The organism is Corynebacterium sp. UMB0012 (assembly GCF_030216265.1).
In the GTDB taxonomy this organism is placed as follows: domain Bacteria; phylum Actinomycetota; class Actinomycetes; order Mycobacteriales; family Mycobacteriaceae; genus Corynebacterium.
Window position 1 is genome coordinate 32666 of record NZ_JASOKQ010000001.1, and the last position, 18924, is coordinate 51589.

Annotated in this window: 14 protein-coding genes and 1 tRNA gene; 9 read left to right on the forward strand and 6 right to left on the reverse strand. The window is 61.7% G+C overall.

Annotated features, from left to right (window positions below; all coding sequences use genetic code 11):
* Nucleotides 1-24: 24 nt before the first annotated feature.
* Genes fdnG through nrfD form a run of 3 tightly spaced genes read left to right on the forward strand, consistent with a single transcriptional unit; the run spans nucleotide 25 to nucleotide 5462 of the window.
* A complete protein-coding gene (gene fdnG, locus QP324_RS00180; RefSeq protein WP_284813783.1) occupies nucleotides 25-3291 on the forward strand; it encodes a formate dehydrogenase-N subunit alpha in 3267 nt (1088 codons plus the stop codon).
* Nucleotides 3292-4350, forward strand: coding sequence for a 4Fe-4S dicluster domain-containing protein (locus QP324_RS00185; protein ID WP_284813785.1), 1059 nt, complete (start codon nucleotides 3292-3294; stop codon nucleotides 4348-4350).
* Nucleotides 4347-5462 carry an NrfD/PsrC family molybdoenzyme membrane anchor subunit gene (gene nrfD / locus QP324_RS00190; RefSeq protein WP_239277869.1) on the forward strand — a complete coding sequence of 372 codons (1116 nt, stop codon included), beginning with the start codon at nucleotides 4347-4349 and terminating at the stop codon, nucleotides 5460-5462. The genes QP324_RS00185 and nrfD overlap by 4 nt, the downstream gene beginning before the upstream one ends.
* Here nrfD and QP324_RS00195 read toward each other — a convergent pair.
* Both QP324_RS00195 and selD read right to left on the reverse strand, forming a co-directional pair.
* Nucleotides 5459-6049, reverse strand: a complete 591-nt coding sequence (locus QP324_RS00195; RefSeq protein WP_284813786.1) for a hypothetical protein — start codon at nucleotides 6047-6049, stop codon at nucleotides 5459-5461. The two genes, nrfD and QP324_RS00195, sit on opposite strands and share 4 nt — an antisense overlap.
* 1 nt (nucleotide 6050) lies before the next feature.
* Complete coding sequence (selD, locus tag QP324_RS00200) at nucleotides 6051-7034, reverse strand: selenide, water dikinase SelD (protein ID WP_049377958.1); 984 nt, start codon at nucleotides 7032-7034, stop codon at nucleotides 6051-6053.
* Nucleotides 7035-7204: 170 nt separating this feature from the next.
* Here selD and QP324_RS00205 point away from each other — a divergent pair.
* The 3 genes from QP324_RS00205 (at nucleotide 7205) to selB (ending at nucleotide 10414) form a co-directional block, all read left to right on the forward strand.
* Nucleotides 7205-7299: transfer RNA gene (locus QP324_RS00205), tRNA-Sec, on the forward strand.
* 25 nt (nucleotides 7300-7324) lie between these two features.
* Nucleotides 7325-8641, forward strand: a complete 1317-nt coding sequence (gene selA, locus QP324_RS00210) for an L-seryl-tRNA(Sec) selenium transferase (protein WP_284813788.1) — start codon at nucleotides 7325-7327, stop codon at nucleotides 8639-8641.
* A complete protein-coding gene (gene selB / locus QP324_RS00215) occupies nucleotides 8642-10414 on the forward strand; it encodes a selenocysteine-specific translation elongation factor (protein WP_284813790.1) in 1773 nt (590 codons plus the stop codon).
* A 27-nt stretch (nucleotides 10415-10441) separates the two neighbouring features.
* Here selB and QP324_RS00220 read toward each other — a convergent pair whose 3' ends face one another.
* The gene (locus QP324_RS00220) at nucleotides 10442-11527 is read right to left on the reverse strand and encodes a hypothetical protein (protein ID WP_284813792.1); all 1086 of its coding nucleotides are present in this window, start codon (nucleotides 11525-11527) and stop codon (nucleotides 10442-10444) included.
* Between the two features lie 194 nt (nucleotides 11528-11721).
* On the opposite strand from QP324_RS00220, the gene QP324_RS00225 reads away from it, so the two are divergent.
* Together QP324_RS00225 and zupT are read left to right on the forward strand one after the other, a co-directional pair.
* Nucleotides 11722-13659 (forward strand): BCCT family transporter, encoded by a 1938-nt coding sequence (locus tag QP324_RS00225; RefSeq protein WP_284767578.1) that lies wholly within the window; start codon nucleotides 11722-11724, stop codon nucleotides 13657-13659.
* Between the two features lie 34 nt (nucleotides 13660-13693).
* Nucleotides 13694-14491 carry a zinc transporter ZupT gene (gene zupT, locus QP324_RS00230; RefSeq protein ID WP_049377962.1) on the forward strand — a complete coding sequence of 266 codons (798 nt, stop codon included), beginning with the start codon at nucleotides 13694-13696 and terminating at the stop codon, nucleotides 14489-14491.
* Between the two features lie 28 nt (nucleotides 14492-14519).
* Here the strand turns inward: zupT and QP324_RS00235 are convergent, their stop codons facing one another.
* Genes QP324_RS00235 through QP324_RS00245 form a run of 3 tightly spaced genes read right to left on the reverse strand, consistent with a single transcriptional unit; the run spans nucleotide 14520 to nucleotide 16784 of the window.
* Nucleotides 14520-15467, reverse strand: a complete 948-nt coding sequence (locus QP324_RS00235; protein WP_284813794.1) for a DUF808 domain-containing protein — start codon at nucleotides 15465-15467, stop codon at nucleotides 14520-14522.
* A 3-nt stretch (nucleotides 15468-15470) separates the two neighbouring features.
* On the reverse strand, nucleotides 15471-16007 hold the full coding sequence (locus QP324_RS00240) for a DUF402 domain-containing protein (protein ID WP_005323560.1): 537 nt from the start codon (nucleotides 16005-16007) through the stop codon (nucleotides 15471-15473).
* The gene (locus QP324_RS00245; RefSeq protein WP_005323559.1) at nucleotides 16008-16784 is read right to left on the reverse strand and encodes a hypothetical protein; all 777 of its coding nucleotides are present in this window, start codon (nucleotides 16782-16784) and stop codon (nucleotides 16008-16010) included.
* Between the two features lie 227 nt (nucleotides 16785-17011).
* On the opposite strand from QP324_RS00245, the gene typA reads away from it, so the two are divergent.
* A complete protein-coding gene (gene typA, locus QP324_RS00250; protein ID WP_284813795.1) occupies nucleotides 17012-18922 on the forward strand; it encodes a translational GTPase TypA in 1911 nt (636 codons plus the stop codon).
* The last annotated feature ends 2 nt before the right edge of the window (nucleotides 18923-18924 follow it).

An 18924-nucleotide genomic window follows, 5' to 3' on the forward strand; every position in this document is an offset into this window, starting at 1 on the left:
TCAGCTAAATATAGATTTAGGGATATGTCTCGCTTTAGCCCTCTCAACTGGCCGGTTGTGCGCCAGCTGCGCAGCGGCGATCCCTTCGGAAGGGACGTCAATACGCAGTCTCAAAAGAGCAAAGATAAGCATGGGCGCACCGTGGAAGCAGACCGCGTGGTGCAGTCGGTGTGCCCGTACTGTGCGGTCGGTTGTTCGCAGCGCGTGTACGTCAAAGATGACCGCGTCATCCAGGTGGAGGGCGATCCGGATTCGCCCATTTCTCGTGGGCGCCTGTGCCCGAAGGGATCTGCGTCGGAGCAGTTGATTAACTCCGCTACGCGCCTTACCAAGATTAAGTATCGTGCGCCGCACTCGACGGAGTGGCAGGATCTTGATGAAGATACCGCGATGGAGATGATTGCGGATCGTTTCTTGGAAGCCCGCCGGAACGGTTGGCAGGATGTGGACGATGAAGGTCGTGCGCTCAACCGCACGATGGGTATCGCCGGTTTGGGCGGTGCGACCTTGGATAATGAGGAAAATTACCTCATTAAGAAGCTGTTTACCGCCGCTGGTGCGATTCAGCTCGAGAACCAGGCACGCATATGACACTCCGCCACTGTTCCTAGTCTAGGAACTTCGTTTGGCCGCGGCGGCGCAACCCAACCGCTGCAGGATATGGCGAATGCGGACTGCATCGTCATTGAGGGTTCTAATATGGCCGAGTGCCACCCAGTGGGATTCCAGTGGGTGGTGGAAGCCAAGAAGCGTGGTGCACGCATCATTCACGTGGATCCGCGTTATACGCGCACGTCTGCCTTTGCGAATCGCCACATTGGCATTCGCGGCGGCACGGACGTGGTGCTTTTGGGTGCGGTTATTAATTACCTGCTGGAAAATGAGCTGTATTTCCATGATTATGTGGTGGCGTATACCAATGCACCGATGATCATCTCGGAGGACTATCAGGACACCGAGGACTTGGATGGTTTGTTCTCCGGCTATGATCCGGAAACTGGAAAGTACGTCACGGATTCGTGGCAGTACGTGCAAAAGCCGGAGGGTGCGTCGTGGAATGTAGAACGCGATGAATCGCTGGAGCATCCGAATTCCGTCTTCCAGATTCTCAAGCGGCATTACGCGCGCTATACGCCTGAGGTAGTGGAGGAAACCTGTGGTATTGCGCAGGAGGATTTCTTCTATCTAGCCGAGTCGATAGCGCAGAACTCTACGCCGGAGCGCACTACCTGCTTTGCTTATGCGTTGGGCTTTACCCAGCACACCTTGGGTGCGCAGTTCATCCGTACCGCAGCTATTTTGCAGCTGCTGACCGGTAATGTGGGCCGTCCTGGATCGGGCATTATGGCGCTGCGCGGTCACGCCTCGATTCAGGGATCTACCGATATCCCGACGTTGTTCCACTCGTTGCCGGGGTATTTGCCCATGCCGAGCGTCGATAAGCAAAGCTGGCCAGAGTTTGTCGATGGAATCCGTAATGAGTCGCAAAAGGGCTTTTGGCAGATTGGTGAGAACTATGCAGTCTCGCTGATGAAGTCCTATTGGGGCGATGCGGCAACCAAGGACAATGGTTGGGGCTATGACCTCATGCCGCGCATTTCTGGTGCGCATTCGACCTATGAAACGCTCATGGCCATGCTGGATGAGCAGGTGGAAGGCTACTTCGTCTTTGGCCAGAACCCGGCCGTGGCACAGTCCAACGGCGGTATGCAACGCCGTGGCCTGGCGGCGCTGAAGTGGCTGGTCGTACGCGATTTCCAGGAGATTGAGACCGCCTCCTTCTGGAAGGATTCGCCAGAGATTAAAAACGGCGAGCTTAAGACCGAAGACATCGGCACTGAGGTCTTCTTGATGCCGGCGGCCACCCACGTGGAAAAGGCGGGAACCTTTACCCAGACGCAGCGCATGCTGCAGTGGCGTTTCCAGGCAGCACCGCCGCCAGGCGATGCGAAAAGTGACCTGTGGTTCTTCTACCAACTAGGCAAGAAGATCAAGGAGCGCCTGCGCGATTCCACGGATCCGCGAGATATTCCTCTGCAGAAAGTCACGTGGGACTATGTGGAAACCGAGGAAGGTGAGCCGAATTCTGAGGATATCCTCAAGGAGATCAACGGCTACTACCTAGAGGGCCCGAAGAAGGGCGAGCTTTTGCCTGCCTTCGTGGAGATGAAGAACGATGGCAGTACCTCCGGTGGTTGCTGGATCTACACCGGCGTGTTTAAGGACGGCATTAATCATTCCGCGCGCAAGGTTCCGGGTTCGGAGCAAAACGAGGTAGCTCCCGAGTGGGGTTGGGTATGGCCGGCCAACCGCCGCCTGCTCTACAACCGTGCTTCGGCGAAGCCGGACGGCACTCCGTGGTCGGAGCGCAAGAAGTATGTGTGGTGGGACGCTGACCAGGGTAAATGGGTTGGCGATGACGTGCCGGACTTCCCGGCTACCAAGGCCCCGGACTACAAGGCTCCGGTCGACGCCGTGGGCCCGGACGCCCTCGATGGCACCGATGCCTTCATCATGCAGGCGGATGGCCGCGGTTGGCTGTTTGCGCCGTCGGGGCTTTCCGACGGCCCATTGCCCACCCACTATGAGCCGCACGAGTCCCCGGTGCACAACGTGCTATACAAGCAGCAGCAGTCACCGACGCGCTTGACCATTAAGCGCCCAGACAACCTGTCGCGCCCAGAACCTGGTGAGCCGGGCTCGGAGGTGTTCCCGTTCGTCTTTTCCACCTATCGCCTCACCGAGATGTATACCTCGGGTGCGATGTCGCGCCGTCTGCCGTACCTGGCGGAGTTGCAGCCGGGACTTTTCTGCGAGGTTGATAAGGCCTTGGCAGAAAAGCGCGGCTTGGAAAACGGTAAGTGGGCCACCATCGTCTCGCCGCGCGGCGTGATTGAAGCACAGGTCTTGGTCACTGATCGCATGCAGATGATGAAGATCAATGGTGAGGAGTTCCACCAGATCGGCTTGCCGTATCACTATGGCGAGTCCGATTCCACGGCAGTTGCAGGCGATGGCGCCAATGATCTGCTGGGCCTTACGTTGGAGCCGAACGTATTCATCCAGAATTCCAAGATCGGCGCCTGCGATATCCAGCCGGGGCGTCGCCCGCGCGGCGAGGCCCGTGTGGAGATGCTCAAGGAGTATCAGAAGCGCGCGCACCTGAACCTGGATTCCGGTAATGATCTGCTCACCGTGGATGATTCCTTCACCTATAACCCAGAGCCGCAGCAGCCCGCGGATGCGGATGAGCACGGTAAAAAGGGCGAGGAAAGCGAAGAAGGTAAGTAAATGACAAATCTGCTGACCGAAAACGCGAGCCGGCATGGCTACGACAAGTACCGCCGCTTGGCCTTTTTCACCGACACTTCCGTGTGTATCGGGTGTAAGGCCTGCGAGGTGGCGTGCAAGGAGTGGAACCGCAACCCGGTAGAAGGCTATGACGTCACGGGTGATTCCTATGACAACACCGGTGCACTGGGTGCAAATACCTGGCGGCACGTGGCCTTTGTGGAGCAAAATAATGACCGCATCGAGCAAGCCCGCGAGGAGGGAAAGAATCTCATTTCCCTGGGTATGCCTTCGGTAGGGGCGCAGGACCCAGAGGTTGATACCACCCCGCCGGATACGGATACGTTTCGGTGGCTCATGTCCTCGGACGTGTGTAAGCACTGCACGCATGCGGGCTGCTTGGACGTGTGTCCTACCGGCGCGCTGTTCCGCACCGAGTTTGGCACCGTTGTGGTCCAGGATGATGTGTGCAATGGCTGCGGCACCTGCGTGGCCGGCTGCCCGTTTGGCGTCATCGAGCGCCGCGATGACGGCGGTGTGGCGCTGAAGTACGACAAGACAGCCACGGTGGATTACGTGGATAATTCCCATGCCGGCGTGAACGTGCTGAAAAAGCTCAAGCAGCTCGCCCCACAAGGGCCGGACCACACGCCAGGCGAGTCGATGCCGATTAAGAACTTGGGCGTGGCCCAAAAGTGCACCATGTGCTACGACCGCCTGAAGCAGGGCGAACAGCCAGCATGTTCTAAGACCTGTCCTACTGATTCCATCCAGTTCGGCCCGTACGAGGAGATGCTGGCCGCAGCCAAGGAACGCGTGCGCGTACTGCACGAGCAAGGCCTTACCGAGGCCCGCCTTTACGGTGCCAACCAGGACGATGGCGTGGGCGGAACTGGCTCCATCTTCCTGCTTTTGGACTCACCTGAGGTCTACGGTTTGCCGCCGGACCCGCGCGTGCCGACGGCCGATTTACCGCAGATGTATAAGACCGCAGCCAAGGCTATCGGCGGCATGGCGCTGGCCGTGGCTGGTTCCTTCCTGATTGGGGGACGCAAATGAGCAACTTTGATGAGTACCGCCCACCGCAGCCAGAGCGCCGCAATCGCTACCGGAAGTTCGACGGTACGAAGCCGAAGAAGAAGCGGAAGCGTCCAGGCGCGGGCGCGCAGGACGGCTCCAAAGAGGAGCGCATGGCGCAGGACTTCGAGTTCTCGTCTTACTATGGCCGACCTGTGGTGAAGGCTCCGCCGTGGGAATGGCCCATCGGCGCCTACTTTTTCTTGGGCGGCGTGAGCGGCGGTTCAGGTCTCTTAGCCGCTGGTGCACAGGCCGCGGGCAATGCACCGCTGCGGCGCACCACCCGTATCTCTGCCTTTGGCGCGGCGGCCGTGGGATCGGTCTTTTTGATTCTGGACTTGGGCCGCCCGGAGCGCGCATTGAACATGTTCCGCGTCTTCAAGGTGACCTCGCCAATGTCGATGGGCTCGTGGATTTTGTCGGGCTTTGCCAGCGCAGCTGCGCTGCCGGCCGCCGCGGAAGTGGATGCGGCGACCGGTCACAAGCTGCCGCTGCCGAAGTTTGTGCGTACGGCGCTGAAGAAATCGGCCGGGCCGGCGGGCGCGGTCGCGGGCGTGCTCGGTGGTCCGCTCGCGGGCTATACCGCGGTATTGCTGTCCAATACCTCGAACCCGGTGTGGAATGACATGAAAAAGCACCTGCCGTATGTCTTCGTTTCCTCGGCGGGTGCGGCGTCGTCAGGCCTGGCTATGGTGACCACTCCGGTCGAGCACGCGGGACCGGCCCGCGTGTTGGGTATGGCCGCGGCAGCCAGCGATCTGGTGGCGACCAAGGTGCTGGAGGAAGGCATGGAGCCGGAGCCGCGCGAGGCGCTGCACGAGGGCAGGCCGGGCGCGTTGATGAAGGCCTCGGAATACTTCATCGCGGCTGGCGGTGTCGGTAGTGCAGTGGCTGCGGTGACGAAGTCGCGGGCAGTCTCGGTGGCTGCTGGGCTATCGCTCTTGGCAGGCTCGGCGTGCACGCGCTTTGGCGTGCTCAATGCCGGGCTGGAAGCGGTGAAGAATCCGGAGACCACCATCGGGCCGCAGAAGCGCCGGGCGGAAAGGCGCCGGCGCGAGCAGGGCCTCGACCACGATGTGGTGAGCCCGGACTAGTCCAGGTCCTGCAGGGCGGGGGCGAGCTCCGAGCCGATGTCTTCCATGCGTTGTTGCTCGGCTGCGGAGTCGCGACCATCACGGTGGAGGTAGTAGTTCAGCGCCACATCGCCCACGGTGGTGACGCAGGTGGTAGACACTGACTCTTCGACCGGCCAGGCAGAGCAGTAAAAGCGCCTGTCAGCGGCGGTGAACTCGAAGGGGGAGTACTCATTGGCGGGGCGCTGCTGGGCGGCGTTTTTGGCATCGAGATCGTCGTGCAGTAGCTCTAGGTAGCGCTGCGCTGCCTCATTGGGGGCATCGGGGCAAACAGGTGCGCCCTCGGCCTCATACTTCGTCCCCAGCAGGCTGACCTGCTCTTTATCCTCTGCGCGGTAGAGCGCGGAAAAGGAATGATCATCGTTTTCAGCTGACTGGGGGTCGAGCTTAGCTTCACCGAGCGAATCCGGCAGGGCCTCGCGCACCGCGGCGGGATCGACTGGGGAGCACTCGCTTGTCGATGCCTGCTCGGACGAGCACCCCACCAGCCCCGCCGCGGCAAGGGTGGTGGAGGAAAGGGCGAGGAGAAGAGGGACCTGTCGCTGCATCTTAGACCTTGATATAGGCATCGCCGGTGCGCTCGGTGGTATGGCCGATGACGGGGTAGCCGGGGACCTCGCCGATGAGGAGGAGGCCGCCGGAAGTTTGGGCGTCGGCAAGCAGCACCAGCTCTTCCTCGTTCAAGGAGGTATCGAGGTGTGGGCGCACCCAGTCGAGATTGCGGCGGGAGCCGCCGGGGATGAAGCCCTCCGCCAGCGCCTCCTTTGCGCCTTCGACGGTGGGCACGGCGGAAAAGTCGAGCTCCGCGGCGATGCCGGAGGCCCGGCACATCTTGTATAGGTGGCCGAGCAATCCGAAGCCGGTGACGTCCGTGGCAGCACGCACGCCCGCCTCCACCGCGGTGCGGGCGGCCTCACGGTTCAAGGTGGTCATGGAATCGACCGCGGCCTGGGAGACCTCGCCGGTGGCCTTGTGCTTGTTGTTGAGGATGCCTACGCCAATGGGCTTGGTTAGGGTGATGGGCAGGCCAGGTTCGGCGGCGTCATTGCGCATGAGCTTGTCGGGGGCGACGATACCGGTGGCGGCCATGCCATAGAGCGGTTCGGGGGCGGTAATTGAATGGCCGCCGGTAACGGAGATGCCGGCCTCGGTGGCTATATCCATGCCGCCGCGCAGGACCTCACGCAGCACATCGAGTCCGAGCTTTTCATTGGGCCAGCCCACCAGGTTAATGGCGGTAACCGGGGTGCCACCCATGGCATAGACATCAGACAGCGCATTGGCCGCAGCCACTCGCCCCCAATCGTAGGGGTCATTGAGCATGGGGGTGAAAAAATCCGCGGTGGAAATTACCGCTAGGCCGTCCTGGATTTTGACGGCCGCGGCATCATCGCCATCGTCCAGGCCAACCAGCACGTTAGGGTCGGCCTTGCCTATCAGGCCCTCGACGGCAGACTCAAGTTGGCCAGCGGGAATCTTGCAGGCGCAACCGCCGCCTGCGGCGAAAGAGGTGAGTTTAATATCTTCGGTCATATCGCCATTTTACTCATCCCGAGGAACTATTTGTCTGCACAGCAAGGTAGGGAACCTGTGTGTGGCGATAGGACATAGGGCGCCGAGGTTTCCACCTCGGAGCGGCATGGTGGATGTATTGCGTGACAGGTGTGCCGGCACCGGGGAATGCCCGTGTAAGGTGAGCATACGGAGGCGTACGTGTCCTGGTGGGCGCCCCGGTCTTCAAAACCGGTGAGGCCGAGCATCTCGGTCTGGCAGGTTCGATTCCTGTCCGTCTCCGCCACTCGCGCGCAAGGAGGAATGCCACAGTGCCCACGCCCACGCCTGCTGCCAGCCCGGATCCCCGCAGGAATATTCCCCGCATGGACGAGCTGCTCCAGCTGCCGGAAGTAGAATCCGCGCGCCAGCGCCTAGCCGAGCACACCATCCGCGCGATACTCCAGGGCGCAGTCGCCCGAGCGCGCCGCGGTCAGCTGCCTGTTAGCGAGATACCCGCAGAGATTGCGCAGCGCCTGGAACAAAAGAATGCGCATTCCCTGCGGCCGGTCATTAACGCCACCGGCGTCATTATTCATACGAACTTAGGGCGTGCCCCGCTTCCCAGCGCCGCGGTAGAGGCCCTGCATGCCGCTGCCTCCTATACGGATGTGGAAATGGACCTGGACTCGGGCAAGAGATCAAAAAATCGCGGTGCCGGCGCCACGGCCGCGCTGCTTGCGGCCTGCCCCGGTGCAGAAGATGCCCTGGTGGTCAATAACGGCGCTAGCGCCTTGCTGCTGGCTACCGCTGCGCTCGCTCCCGGCAAAGAAGTCATCATCTCGCGCGGCGAGCTCATTGAGATAGGAGCTGGTTTTCGCCTGCCGGAGCTCATCGAGTCCACGGCCACGCGCCTTAAAGAAATTGGGGCGACTAACCGCACGCACCTGGCCGACTACGAGCGCGCGCTGAGCGATAACACCGGTGCCATCTTGAAGGTGCATCCTTCCAATTTCCGCATCGAGGGCTTTACCTCCGCAGTCGGGGTAGAAGAACTGCACCGCCTAGCGGTGGAGCACGATACGCGACTCATCGTGGACTTGGGCTCCGGCCTGCTCACCCATGACCCGGCGCTGCCAGAAGAACCAGATATCCAGGCCCAGCTGCGCGCCGGCGCCGATATCGTCATAGCCTCCGGCGATAAGCTGCTTGGCGGTCCGCAGGCAGGAATCTTACTCGGTACCAAGGAGGCGATTGCTGCGGTGAAGAAGCACCCGCTGGCGCGTGCGGTGCGCATAGATAAGCTGCGCCTCAACGCGTTGGAGGCGGCCATTTCGACGCCCTCGAATGCGGTGCAGGACGCCCTCCACCTCGATCCCCAGACACACCGCGAGCGCACGGAAGCCATTGCACAGGCAGTCGGGGCAGAAGTGGTGTCTCATGATGGCCGCGTGGGCGGTGGCGGGGCGCCCGAATACCCGCTGCCCGGCTTCGCGGTGAGCCTGCCCGAGCGCTATGCGGACGCGCTGCGCCGCCAGGACCCGCCCGTGGTAGGTCGCGTGCATCAGGGCCGCTGCTTGGTGGATATTCGCTGCGTTCCTGTCGACCACGACGCCGCAGTTATTGCCGCTATTAAGGCGGTGAGCTAGGTGTACGTCGTCGCTACTGCCGGCCATGTGGACCACGGCAAGTCCACCCTGGTGCGTGCACTTACGGAGATGGACCCGGACCGGTGGGAGGAAGAACAGCGCCGCGGGCTCACCATTGATTTGGGATTTGCCTGGACTACGCTGCCTTCTGGCGCGGATGTGGCTTTCGTAGATGTGCCCGGCCATGAAAAATTCTTAGGCAATATGCTCGCTGGCGTGGGCCCAGCCCCGGTGGTCCTCTTTGTGGTTGCGGCCGATGAGGGATGGCAGGCCCAGTCCACCGACCACCGCGATGCCTTGCGTGCGCTGGGAGTAGAGCACGGCATTATTGCGCTCACTCGCAGCGATCGCGCCACCGTGGACCGCACCGCAGAAATCCGGACGCATCTGGCCGGCACCCCGCTTGCCGACGCCCCCATTATCCCCGTATCCGCTCCTACCGGCGACGGCATTGCGGCGCTGCGGCAGGCGCTCGATGAGGTCCTGGCCGCTGTGCCCGTTCCCGATGCACAGGCACCCGTGCGCCTGTGGGTGGACCGCGCCTTTAGCGTGAAAGGCGCGGGCACCGTGGTTACCGGAACGCTCGCCGCGGGCACTCTGCGCGTAGGCGATAGCCTTAAGATAGCCACGGCTGGTGGGGAAAGGGACGTGGAAGTCCGTGGCCTGCATAGTGAAAATCGCGCGCAGGATTCACTCGGCCCCGTCACTCGCGCGGCCGTCAACTTGCGTGGGGCGGATGCCGCCGATATCCACCGCGGCGACGTGCTGCTTACCCCGAGTGCGTGGCGCTCGGTGGACCACCTCGATGTCCGCCGCACCTTTGGCGCGGAGCTCGACGGGCTGCCCGATAACCTCGTCGTGCACACCGGTACCGCCGGGGTAGAGGCCCACCTGCGTCCCCTGTCTGCCGATTTCGCGCGCATCAGCCTGGCGCACCCGCTGCCGCTGCAGCTCCTTGATCGCTTCGTAGTGCGCAGCCCTGGTGGCCGGCACGTCGTCGCCGGGGTAGAGGCGGTAGATCTGCGCCCGCCGGAGCTTAACCGGCGCGGTGACGCCCGCCGCCGCGCAGAAGAGCTCAGTGCCCAGAACTCGTTCCGTGATCCTGCGTCTTACCTGCGCCGCGTCGGCTTCGCCCGGGTGGATGAACTAGCCCGCGATGGCTTTACTACCGCAGCGCCGCCGCAAGGCATTATCGCCTTCCGCGACTGGTGGATTGCCGCTTCCCAAGTTACGCGGTGGAAGCACGCGCTTACCGACGCCCTGCATGCCCACACCGCCGCCCATCCCCTAGCTCCGGGAATGCCTCGCAAGGCGGCCATGGACGCCCTCGGCCTGCAAGAAGAAAGCTTGCTGGGCCTTGCCATCGCCGCTGCGAAGGCGGAAAGCAGTGAGGGAGTGCTGCGCCTTCCTGGGCAGCGGACGGACCTCGGCCCGGCGGAGCGCGGGGTCGCTGCCATCGAGGAAAGGCTTAAGGCAGAACCTTTTGTGGCACCCGAAGCAGATGACCTCACGGAGCTAGGCCTGGGGCCCAAGGAGCTGGCCGCCGCCGAGCGCGCCGGGCGCCTCCTGCGCCTGAAGCAGGGAATCGTGCTCTTGCCCTCAGCTCCTGAGGAGGCGCGCCGGCGCCTTGCCGGACTGGAACAACCCTTTACTCTCTCGGCTGCCCGCCAGGCGCTAGGTACCACGCGGCGGGTAGCCATCCCGCTGCTGGAATACCTCGACGCCCAGCGGATTACTCGCCGCGGCGACGGGGGCCAACGCACCCTGCGCTAACGAGGCCCCTGTGGCCGGTCGTCGCACCTACTTGCGGTGATTGCCCCCGCGGTGGCGGGACGTGTCGCGGGCTACGCGCCGGGCCCGCACGCGCGCGGATTCGGAGGAAAAGCGGCCCGGTTCTTCGGCTACCGGCAGCGCACGCCAGCTGAAATTCTGATCGCCCGGGATGGAGGAGACCAACTCCGCCAGCTTGGCGCTGGCCTGCGGTTGTTGTGATTGCTCATTGTGCTGCTGAGCTGGCGCATCTGGCTCAGCGGGTACAGCCGGCTGGGCCTGTGGCCCTTTCGGGCGGCGTGAGCCGGTGGGCAGCGCCTTGACGATGGCCTCGCCGGCAAGCGTGTGCTCCCAGACCTCGGGTTGAGCCGGTGTGGCTGCGGGCGCAGCGGTGGGAATCGCAGGTTGTGGCGCGGGCACGCGCAGCGGTGGAACGGCGGGGGAGAAGAGCTCTGCGGTGGTGGCCTCATCGGCGGGGATATCGACGGCAAGCATGCCGTGGCTCGCGTAGGCGCGGGCGGAAAGCCCCGCTCCAGAGCCGCTGGCCGCGGCGAAAGCGGCGCGCAGGCCGGGGAACGCAGGAATGTCGCCGATGGGGCCGAGCACCATATCGTCGCAGGTGGCCACTGCGGTGCCGGCAAGGTCTTCCAGCGTGACGAAGAATTGCTGCGTGCCCATGCTCTCCAGCTGGGCGGGCGATAGGTCGCCGGCGGCGGCATCGATGAGCACGCCTTGCCCACCGGAGAGCAGTGCGGTTCCTTGCGTTTGGTCGTTGACCGGCACCATCCACGGCCACAGGCCCAGTGACACGGCAACCTCAACCTCGCCGTCTACTACTTCCACGGTGGCGATCGTCTGCGGCTGTGCGGAGGAGGCCTTTAAACGCTCCAAGGCGGGATACTCCGCCGCCTCGACCTCGTCCAGAAACCCCAAGAAGCCGAAGTCCGAGCGAACGCGCCAGCCGTTGGTGTAGGTATCGGGTTCTAGGGAGACGTCGACAAGCGCAGCGTGCTTCGCCACGCCGGGGATACTCAATGCGGTGCCCAGCACTGGGTGCTCGAGGACCGCAACATGCTCCACGCCGAAGTAACTAGTCGCGAGCGGGTATAGCGCCATAGAAAGTCACTCCCAAGGTTAAAGGCCGGTAAACAATGCGTAGCTCATTTTACGCATATAGGGGATAGGGCTGGCGCCAGCTTTATATCCTGCGAGTTTCTATTAATGTGTAGACAGCTCTCTTAAAAGTGAAACCCGGAAAACAGAATAGGAGTAGAACCATCTCTTCTTCACCGTCTTCCTCATCCCGCCCTGTGCGTGGGGTGAATAATTCGGAGGAAAGCAAAAAGCGCACCCGCAACGCCAAGCGCATTCTCAAAGACATTATGTACCCGCATAATATCCACCCCGCGCTGGTACCGGGCGTCTCCATTGAGGACCAGAAGGTCAAGTACGGCGTGGATAAACCGATCCTCTTTGTGGTCGGCGGACTGGTCGTCGCCTTCGTAATCTGGGGTGTGATTGCACCCGAGCAGGTCTTCGATGCTTCTTCGACAGCGCTCGATTGGGTGATGCGTAACTTGGGCTGGATCTTTACCGCCTTGGCGACGTTCCTGATGTTTTTGCTCATCATCTTGGCATTTTCGAAGTACGGCAAAATCCCTCTCGGGCTAGATGGAGAGAAGCCGGAATTTTCCACGGTGAGCTGGGCGGCGATGCTCTTTGGTGCCGGCATTGGCATCGGCATTATTTTCTTCGGCCCCTTCGAGCCGCTGAGCTACTACCTTTCGCCGCGCCCTGGTGCCTATGAGGCCGCGAGCGATGAAGCGGTGCTGGGGGCCATGGCGCAGGCCGCCATGCACTGGGGCTTTAATGCCTGGGCGATTTATGCCATCGTGGGTCTATGCGTGGCCTACGTGTCCTTCCGTCGCGGCCGTGTGCCGCTGATGAGCTCCATCCTGATGCCGCTCTTTGGCAATCGCTCCTCTGATTCCCTGCCCGCGCGCATCATCGATGGCTTAGCCATTATTGCCACTCTCTTCGGCACCGCCGCCACGCTGGGCATCGGTGCGCTACAGATCGGTCGCGGCGTGGAATTGGTCAGCGGCTGGTCTACCACCGGCAACACCGCGGCGCTGGTAATCATCGTAGTGCTGTCCATCGGAACGATCTTCTCGGCCGTCTCCGGCGTGGCCAAGGGCATTCGGTGGCTCTCCAATATCAACCTGGTGCTGGCCATGGCGCTGGCCTTGTTCTTCTTCGTCGTGGGGCCGACCGCCTTCTTGGCCAATATGTTGCCGGCCGTAGTGATTGAATATCTCGATGAAATGCCACAGATGCTCTCGGCCAACATGGGCGAGGGGGAAGACATGGTGGCCTTCCTGTCCTCCTGGACCACCTTCTACTGGGCTTGGTGGGTATCCTGGTCGCCATTCGTGGGCGTCTTCGTAGCCAAGATTTCCCGCGGGCGAACCATCCGCCAGTTCGTGCTCGGTGTGTTGCTTATTCCCTCGGCTATCATTGTTGCCGCTTTTACCATCCTGGGCGGCACCACCATTTGGCTGCAGCGCCGCGATGGCGATATCGCCCCAGATGGCACCATTGATTCCATGCCGGCGGCAGAAGACATCTTTTTCAAGGTCTTGGATCACTTCCCAGGAGCGGAGTGGATGGCGCCCATCGTCATCGTCATGCTGGTGGTCTTCTTCATTACCACGGCTGACTCCGCATCCATTGTGAACTCGCAGCTCACCCAGCGCGGCAACCCCAAGCCCAACCCGGCAGTAACGGTCTTTTGGGTGGTATGTATGGCTGGCATTGCCGTGGTCATTTTGCTTGCCGGTGGCCGTAATGCGCTGCAGGGCCTGCAGAATCTTATTACGGTGACGGCCCTGCCTTTCGCGGTCATCATCGTGCTCATGTGCATCGCGTTGGTGCGCGAGCTGCGCCATGATCCTGCCTCCATCCGTCATTTCTACGAGGACGAAGCTGTCTCTAATGCAATCGTCCGCGGCGTGCGCGATTATGGCGATAACTTTGCCCTGTCTATCGAGCCGACGGACGGCGACTACGCAACGGGCGCGCACTTTAACTCCACTGCAGCAGAGGTGACCGATTGGTACGCGCGCACGGACGAAGAGGGCCGCGCCGTGGGCTATGACTATGAGGCAGGCGAGTATGTGGACAACGATCCATCTATCAAGAATGGCGAGTTCATCTCTCCGGTACCGGAAGATAAGGAAGAAAATTAATACTTGACAATTATTGGCTGGTAGGGTGCCAGCTATGACTTTTAGTACCTTTGCCTTTGCCTTCGCCTTGGTGCTGCTGTCGGGTCTATCGACCTCGATTGGCGGCGCTTTGGCGGTGGGAAGGCGCCAGCCGGGGCCGGCTTTTATGGCCGCTGCACTGGGGCTTTCGGCCGGCGTGATGCTGTATGTCTCCTTTATGGAGATCCTGCCGGAAGGCATTGCGCAGCTTTCCGACGCCCTCGGCGAGGAAACCACCGGCACCTGGGCCGCCGTCGGGGCGTTCTTTGCTGGCATCGCCGTCATCGCCATCATTGACCGGCTCGTGCCGGAGGAGATTAACCCCCATGAGCCGGCCACCACGGCCGAAGAAGCCCGCCGCAAAAAGCTAATGAAAACCGGCGTATTTACCGCCTGCGCGCTGGGCCTGCACAATTTCCCCGAGGGGTTTGCCACCTTCCTATCCGGCCTGGATTCTAAGGAAGTTGCGGTGCCGGTGGCGGTGGCCATCGCCATTCACAATATCCCGGAAGGCATTGCGGTGGCTGTTCCGCTGCGCGAGGCCACTGGCTCCCGCAAGAAGGCCTTTTGGTGGGCCACCTTGTCTGGCCTGGCCGAGCCGCTCGGCGCGCTCATCGGCTTCGGCCTTCTCTTGCCGGTTATTGGGCCGGCGACGATGGGCATTAGCTTCGCCGCCATCGCCGGCATTATGGTCTTCATCTCGCTGGATGAGCTATTGCCCACCGCTGAGGAGACCGGCGAGCACCATCACGCTATCTACGGCTTGATTGCCGGCATGGCCGTGATGGCGGTTTCGCTGATGCTATTTATGTAGCCCGGCTATGCAGCCGGGCTACGGCGTTTTAAGCCTCCGCCGGCTGGGCGGAGGTGGCCGAGGTCTTGCCAAAGGAGGCCTTGACCGCCATCACGATGGTGGCAACGACTACGCCAAGCACCAGGCCGCAGACCATGGAGATACCGGTATCTGCCAGCCACGCCAGGGCACCGTTGGAAATATTTTCGGTCACGGAGGCAATGAACTCGTGTGGCTGATCCATACCGAATTCGTGCAGGCCCTTGACCACGATATGGCCGCCGACCCACAGCATAGCGGCGGTACCGATGACGCCGATGATATCGAGTACGATCGGCATGCCCTTGACCAGAGCGGTGCCGATGGTGGAGTTGCCATTGTGGCGCTTATTGAGGGCCATGCCAATATCGTCCATCTTGACCAAGAGGCCAACGGCGCCGTAGACACCCAGGGTCAGCATGATGCCGACGAAGATGAGGGCACCGAGGCGCATCCAGAATGGCTCGTTGATGACCTCATTCAAGGAAATGACCATGATCTCAGCAGACAAGATGAGGTCGGTGGTGATAGCAGACTTAACTAGGCTGTCCTCGGCCTCGGCGCCCTTTTCCTGGACTGACTCGGTCTCCTTTTCCCGGTGGGGGAGAACGTGGTGCAAGATCTTCTCCGCACCTTCAAAGCACAAGAAAGTACCGCCGCACATCAGGATGGGGGTGAGCGCCCACGGCGCAATCCAGGAGAGGATCATGGCGATGGGCAAGATGATAACGAGCTTATTGATGAGCGAGCCCTTGGTAATGCGCCAGATCATCGGCAGCTCGCGCTGCGGCTTAATTCCCTCCACGTATTGTGGGGTTACGGCAGCATCGTCGACTACCACACCTGCGGCCTTCACGGAGGTCTTACCCGCAAGGGCGGCCACATCGTCAACGCTAGAGGCAGCGGAGCGGGCGATCAGGGCGACGTCGTCAAGCAGGGCAAAAAGGCCACCGGCCATAAATTATCCTTCTGGGGTTAAGGTGATGTTATCGGACCACGTTAAGTGTATCCCCTGATGCGCCAGCCAAGCCATCGCATCATCACCGCTGCGAGTAATGCCCTCGACCGCGGCAAGTGTGGTGTCGATCGCCTTCTCGGCGTCCTCGGCGGAAATCAAGCCGGCGGAGGTAGCGGCAGAGAGTTCATCAATATCGAGCACGGAAATGGGCTCGCCGCGCGTGGCAACCAGATCCACATAAAGGTCGCGGGTGGTCCACACCGCGCCATCGCGCTGGATTTCGGCCACATCAATATAAAAGTCCTGGTGGACGTCTACACCAGGGCGGAAATGGAAGATATTGGCGCGCAGGTTGAGATCGGGCAGCAGCCACGATTCCAGGTAGCCAAAGCGCGGGTGATCGGCGCCGCGAGCCATGTAGAGGCCGAAATCCGTCTCGGTGTACGTGTCAACCTCGCGCAGGAAACCCTTGGGGTCGGTATTGGTGTACTCGGCGGTATTAAAGGTCTCGCGCTTGACCGGATGGAGATCCGCCGGCATCTACTTCACCTCAAGGAAGGCGGCGGTGGGGGCAAAATTGCAGCGGGATTCCTGGGTGTTTACGCCGCCAGAAAGCAGTGCGATGACGGTGCCCTTGCCAGTCTGGGCGGTGCCGGACAAGGTGGTAGGGCCGTCTTGATTGATGCCGTTGTTATTCAGTGGGGTGACGCCGCTGCGCAGGGTGTCAAGGTTGAACCACTGCACGTTCATCCCGCCTTGTTCGCGTGCGGCCGGTGGGGTGCCGAGGGCGGTGAAGAGGAAGACGGTTTCGCCAGGCTTTGCTCCCGGTGCTGGCATTTCGGTGGGGCCAGGAACAGCGATGGCCGAGCCCATGGCATCGCTGGTGCCGCCAATGCAGTGTGCGGAAACTGTGGGCCAGTAGAACTGGCGGAAGTTCGGGTTATTGCCCTCTGGCATGGCTACGCCGCCCTTGCCATTGCCGCCGCCGGCGAAGAATGCGAGGCCCGACAAGATGGCGTTGCGAACATCCTCCGGAATCCAAGGTTGTGCCGCAAAAGCGCGGATGCGGTCCTGGGTTTCCTGATTGGGGCGGCCGAGCTCGTCCAGCGGGCTATGGGAGGATGCCTGCTGCACCAAGGAAGAAAGATCCGGTGCGGAAGCCTGCGCTGGGGCGACGAGGGGAGAGGCGAGGCCAATGAGCGCGGCCGTGGCAGCGGCGATATAACCGGTGCGGCTGGACAGGCGCCAGGTGGTGCGGGCGTGGCTCACGTTATCAATTCCTTGGGTGCGGTCTCGGGATGGGCGTTCAAGCCCCATTAGTCACATTTGTAACAATATTACCTACAGTAACGATAGTGATGCTTATGGGAGTGTCAAGTGCATTCGCAATCTATAAGATTTTTCGCCCGTTCTATACGGTGCGTTACGGGGTAAAGTCATCCCCAATGCTGCACTTGGCCCTTTAAGGGGGTATCGTGGGAGCTCGTTCAAGATCAATTTCGCGCGCGCAAGCGCTGTAGATCCTCCGAAGGAGAACCCCACTAGTGAGTAATACCGAGTTCCGTAATGTTGCCATCGTCGCGCACGTTGACCATGGCAAGACCACCCTGGTCAACGGCATGCTGGAGCAGTCCGGCGCCTTTGGTGACCACGGTGAACACACGGACCGCGTCATGGACTCCAATGATCAGGAGCGCGAGCGCGGCATTACCATTCTGGCCAAGAACACGGCCATTCACCGCAAGGGCCTGGGCAAGGACGGCCAGGACCTGATCATTAACGTCATCGATACCCCAGGTCACGCCGACTTCGGTGGCGAGGTCGAGCGCGGTATTTCCATGGTGGATGGCGTTGTCTTGCTCGTTGATGCCTCCGAGGGTCCGCTGCCGCAGACCCGCTTCGTGCTCACCAAGGCACTGGAAGCCAAGCTGCCGGTTATCATCTGCGTGAACAAGACTGACCGCCCGGATGCCCGCATCGACGAGGTTGTCTCCGAGTCCCAGGACCTGTTGCTGGAAATCGCCGCCGGACTGGAGGACGAGGAAGCTGCGGCCGCCGCCGAGGAGCTGCTGGACCTGCCGGTTCTCTACGCTTCGGGCCGCGCCGGCGTTGCCTCCACCGAGAACCCAGGCGATGGCAACGTCCCTGAGGGCGAGGATCTGCAGCCGCTTTTCGACGTCATCTACAACGTCCTCCCAGAGCCTTCCGCTACCGTCGACGCCCCGCTGCAGGCGCACGTGACCAACCTGGACGCCTCCGACTTCCTGGGCCGAATCGCGCTGCTGCGCATCTACGCCGGCCGCATCAAGAAGGGTCAGCAGGTGGCCTGGATCCATTACGACGAGGAAGGCAACCAGCACACCAAGACCGTGAAGGTCGCCGAGCTGCTGCGCACCGTCGGCTTCGAGCGTCAGCCGGCCGAGGAAGCCATCGCCGGTGACATCGTGGCGATTTCCGGTATTTCTGACGTCATGATTGGTGACACCATCGCCGATCCGGAGCACCCTGAGGCCCTGCCGCGCATCACCGTGGACGAGCCGGCCATCTCCATGACCATCGGCGTTAATACTTCCCCGATGGCAGGCCAGGGCGGTGGCGATAAGCTCACCGCACGTATGGTCAAGGCCCGTCTGGAGCAGGAACTTATCGGTAACGTGTCCCTGCGCGTGCTGCCTACCGAGCGTCCCGATGCTTGGGAGGTCCAGGGCCGTGGTGAGATGGCGCTGTCCGTGCTCATCGAGTCCATGCGTCGCGAGGGCTTTGAGCTGACCATCGGCAAGCCGCAGGTTGTGACCAAGGAAATCGACGGCAAGACCTACGAGCCATACGAGATCCTCACCATTGACGCCCCGTCCGAGCACCAGGGTGCTATCACCCAGCTGCTGGCCTCCCGCAAGGGCCAGATGCAGGCCATGGACGTGCGCGAAGGCGACTGGGTACGCATGATCTTCCGTGTTCCTGCCCGCGGCCTCATCGGCTTCCGCACCCAGTTCATGACGGAGACCCGCGGTGCCGGCATCGCTAACTCCATCTCTGACGGCCTGGATGTCTGGGCCGGCGAGATCAAGTCCCGCCCAACCGGTTCCCTGGTAGCTGACCGCACCGGCCAGATCACCCAGTACGCGCTGATGCAGCTGGCTGACCGCGGCAACTTCTTCGTCGAGCCGGGCGCCGAGGCTTATGAGGGAATGGTCGTTGGTGCCAATAACCGCGATGAGGATATTGACATCAACATCACCAAGGAAAAGAAGCTGACCAATATGCGCTCCGCCACCGCGGATGCCACGGTCACCCTTGCTAAGGCACACACCCTTTCCCTGGAAGAGGCGCTGGAGTTCTGTGGCAACGACGAGTGCGTCGAGGTCGCCCCGGACGTTCTGCGCGTGCGCAAGGTGGAGCTTTCCGCTACCGACCGCAAGCGTGCTGCTGCTCGCGCGAAGCAGATGAATAAGTAATA

Coding starts and splice junctions, on each gene's coding strand:
- QP324_RS00220 (WP_284813792.1), bottom strand. CDS start 11,527: ATGGCGCTATACCCGCTCGCGACTAGTTACTTCGGCGTGGAGCATGTT.
- QP324_RS00240 (WP_005323560.1), bottom strand. CDS start 16,007: ATGCCGGCGGATCTCCATCCGGTCAAGCGCGAGACCTTTAATACCGCC.
- nrfD (WP_239277869.1), top strand. CDS start 4,347: ATGAGCAACTTTGATGAGTACCGCCCACCGCAGCCAGAGCGCCGCAAT.
- QP324_RS00195 (WP_284813786.1), bottom strand. CDS start 6,049: ATGCAGCGACAGGTCCCTCTTCTCCTCGCCCTTTCCTCCACCACCCTT.
- zupT (WP_049377962.1), top strand. CDS start 13,694: ATGACTTTTAGTACCTTTGCCTTTGCCTTCGCCTTGGTGCTGCTGTCG.
- QP324_RS00235 (WP_284813794.1), bottom strand. CDS start 15,467: ATGGCCGGTGGCCTTTTTGCCCTGCTTGACGACGTCGCCCTGATCGCC.
- QP324_RS00245 (WP_005323559.1), bottom strand. CDS start 16,784: ATGGGGCTTGAACGCCCATCCCGAGACCGCACCCAAGGAATTGATAAC.
- selD (WP_049377958.1), bottom strand. CDS start 7,034: ATGACCGAAGATATTAAACTCACCTCTTTCGCCGCAGGCGGCGGTTGC.
- QP324_RS00185 (WP_284813785.1), top strand. CDS start 3,292: ATGACAAATCTGCTGACCGAAAACGCGAGCCGGCATGGCTACGACAAG.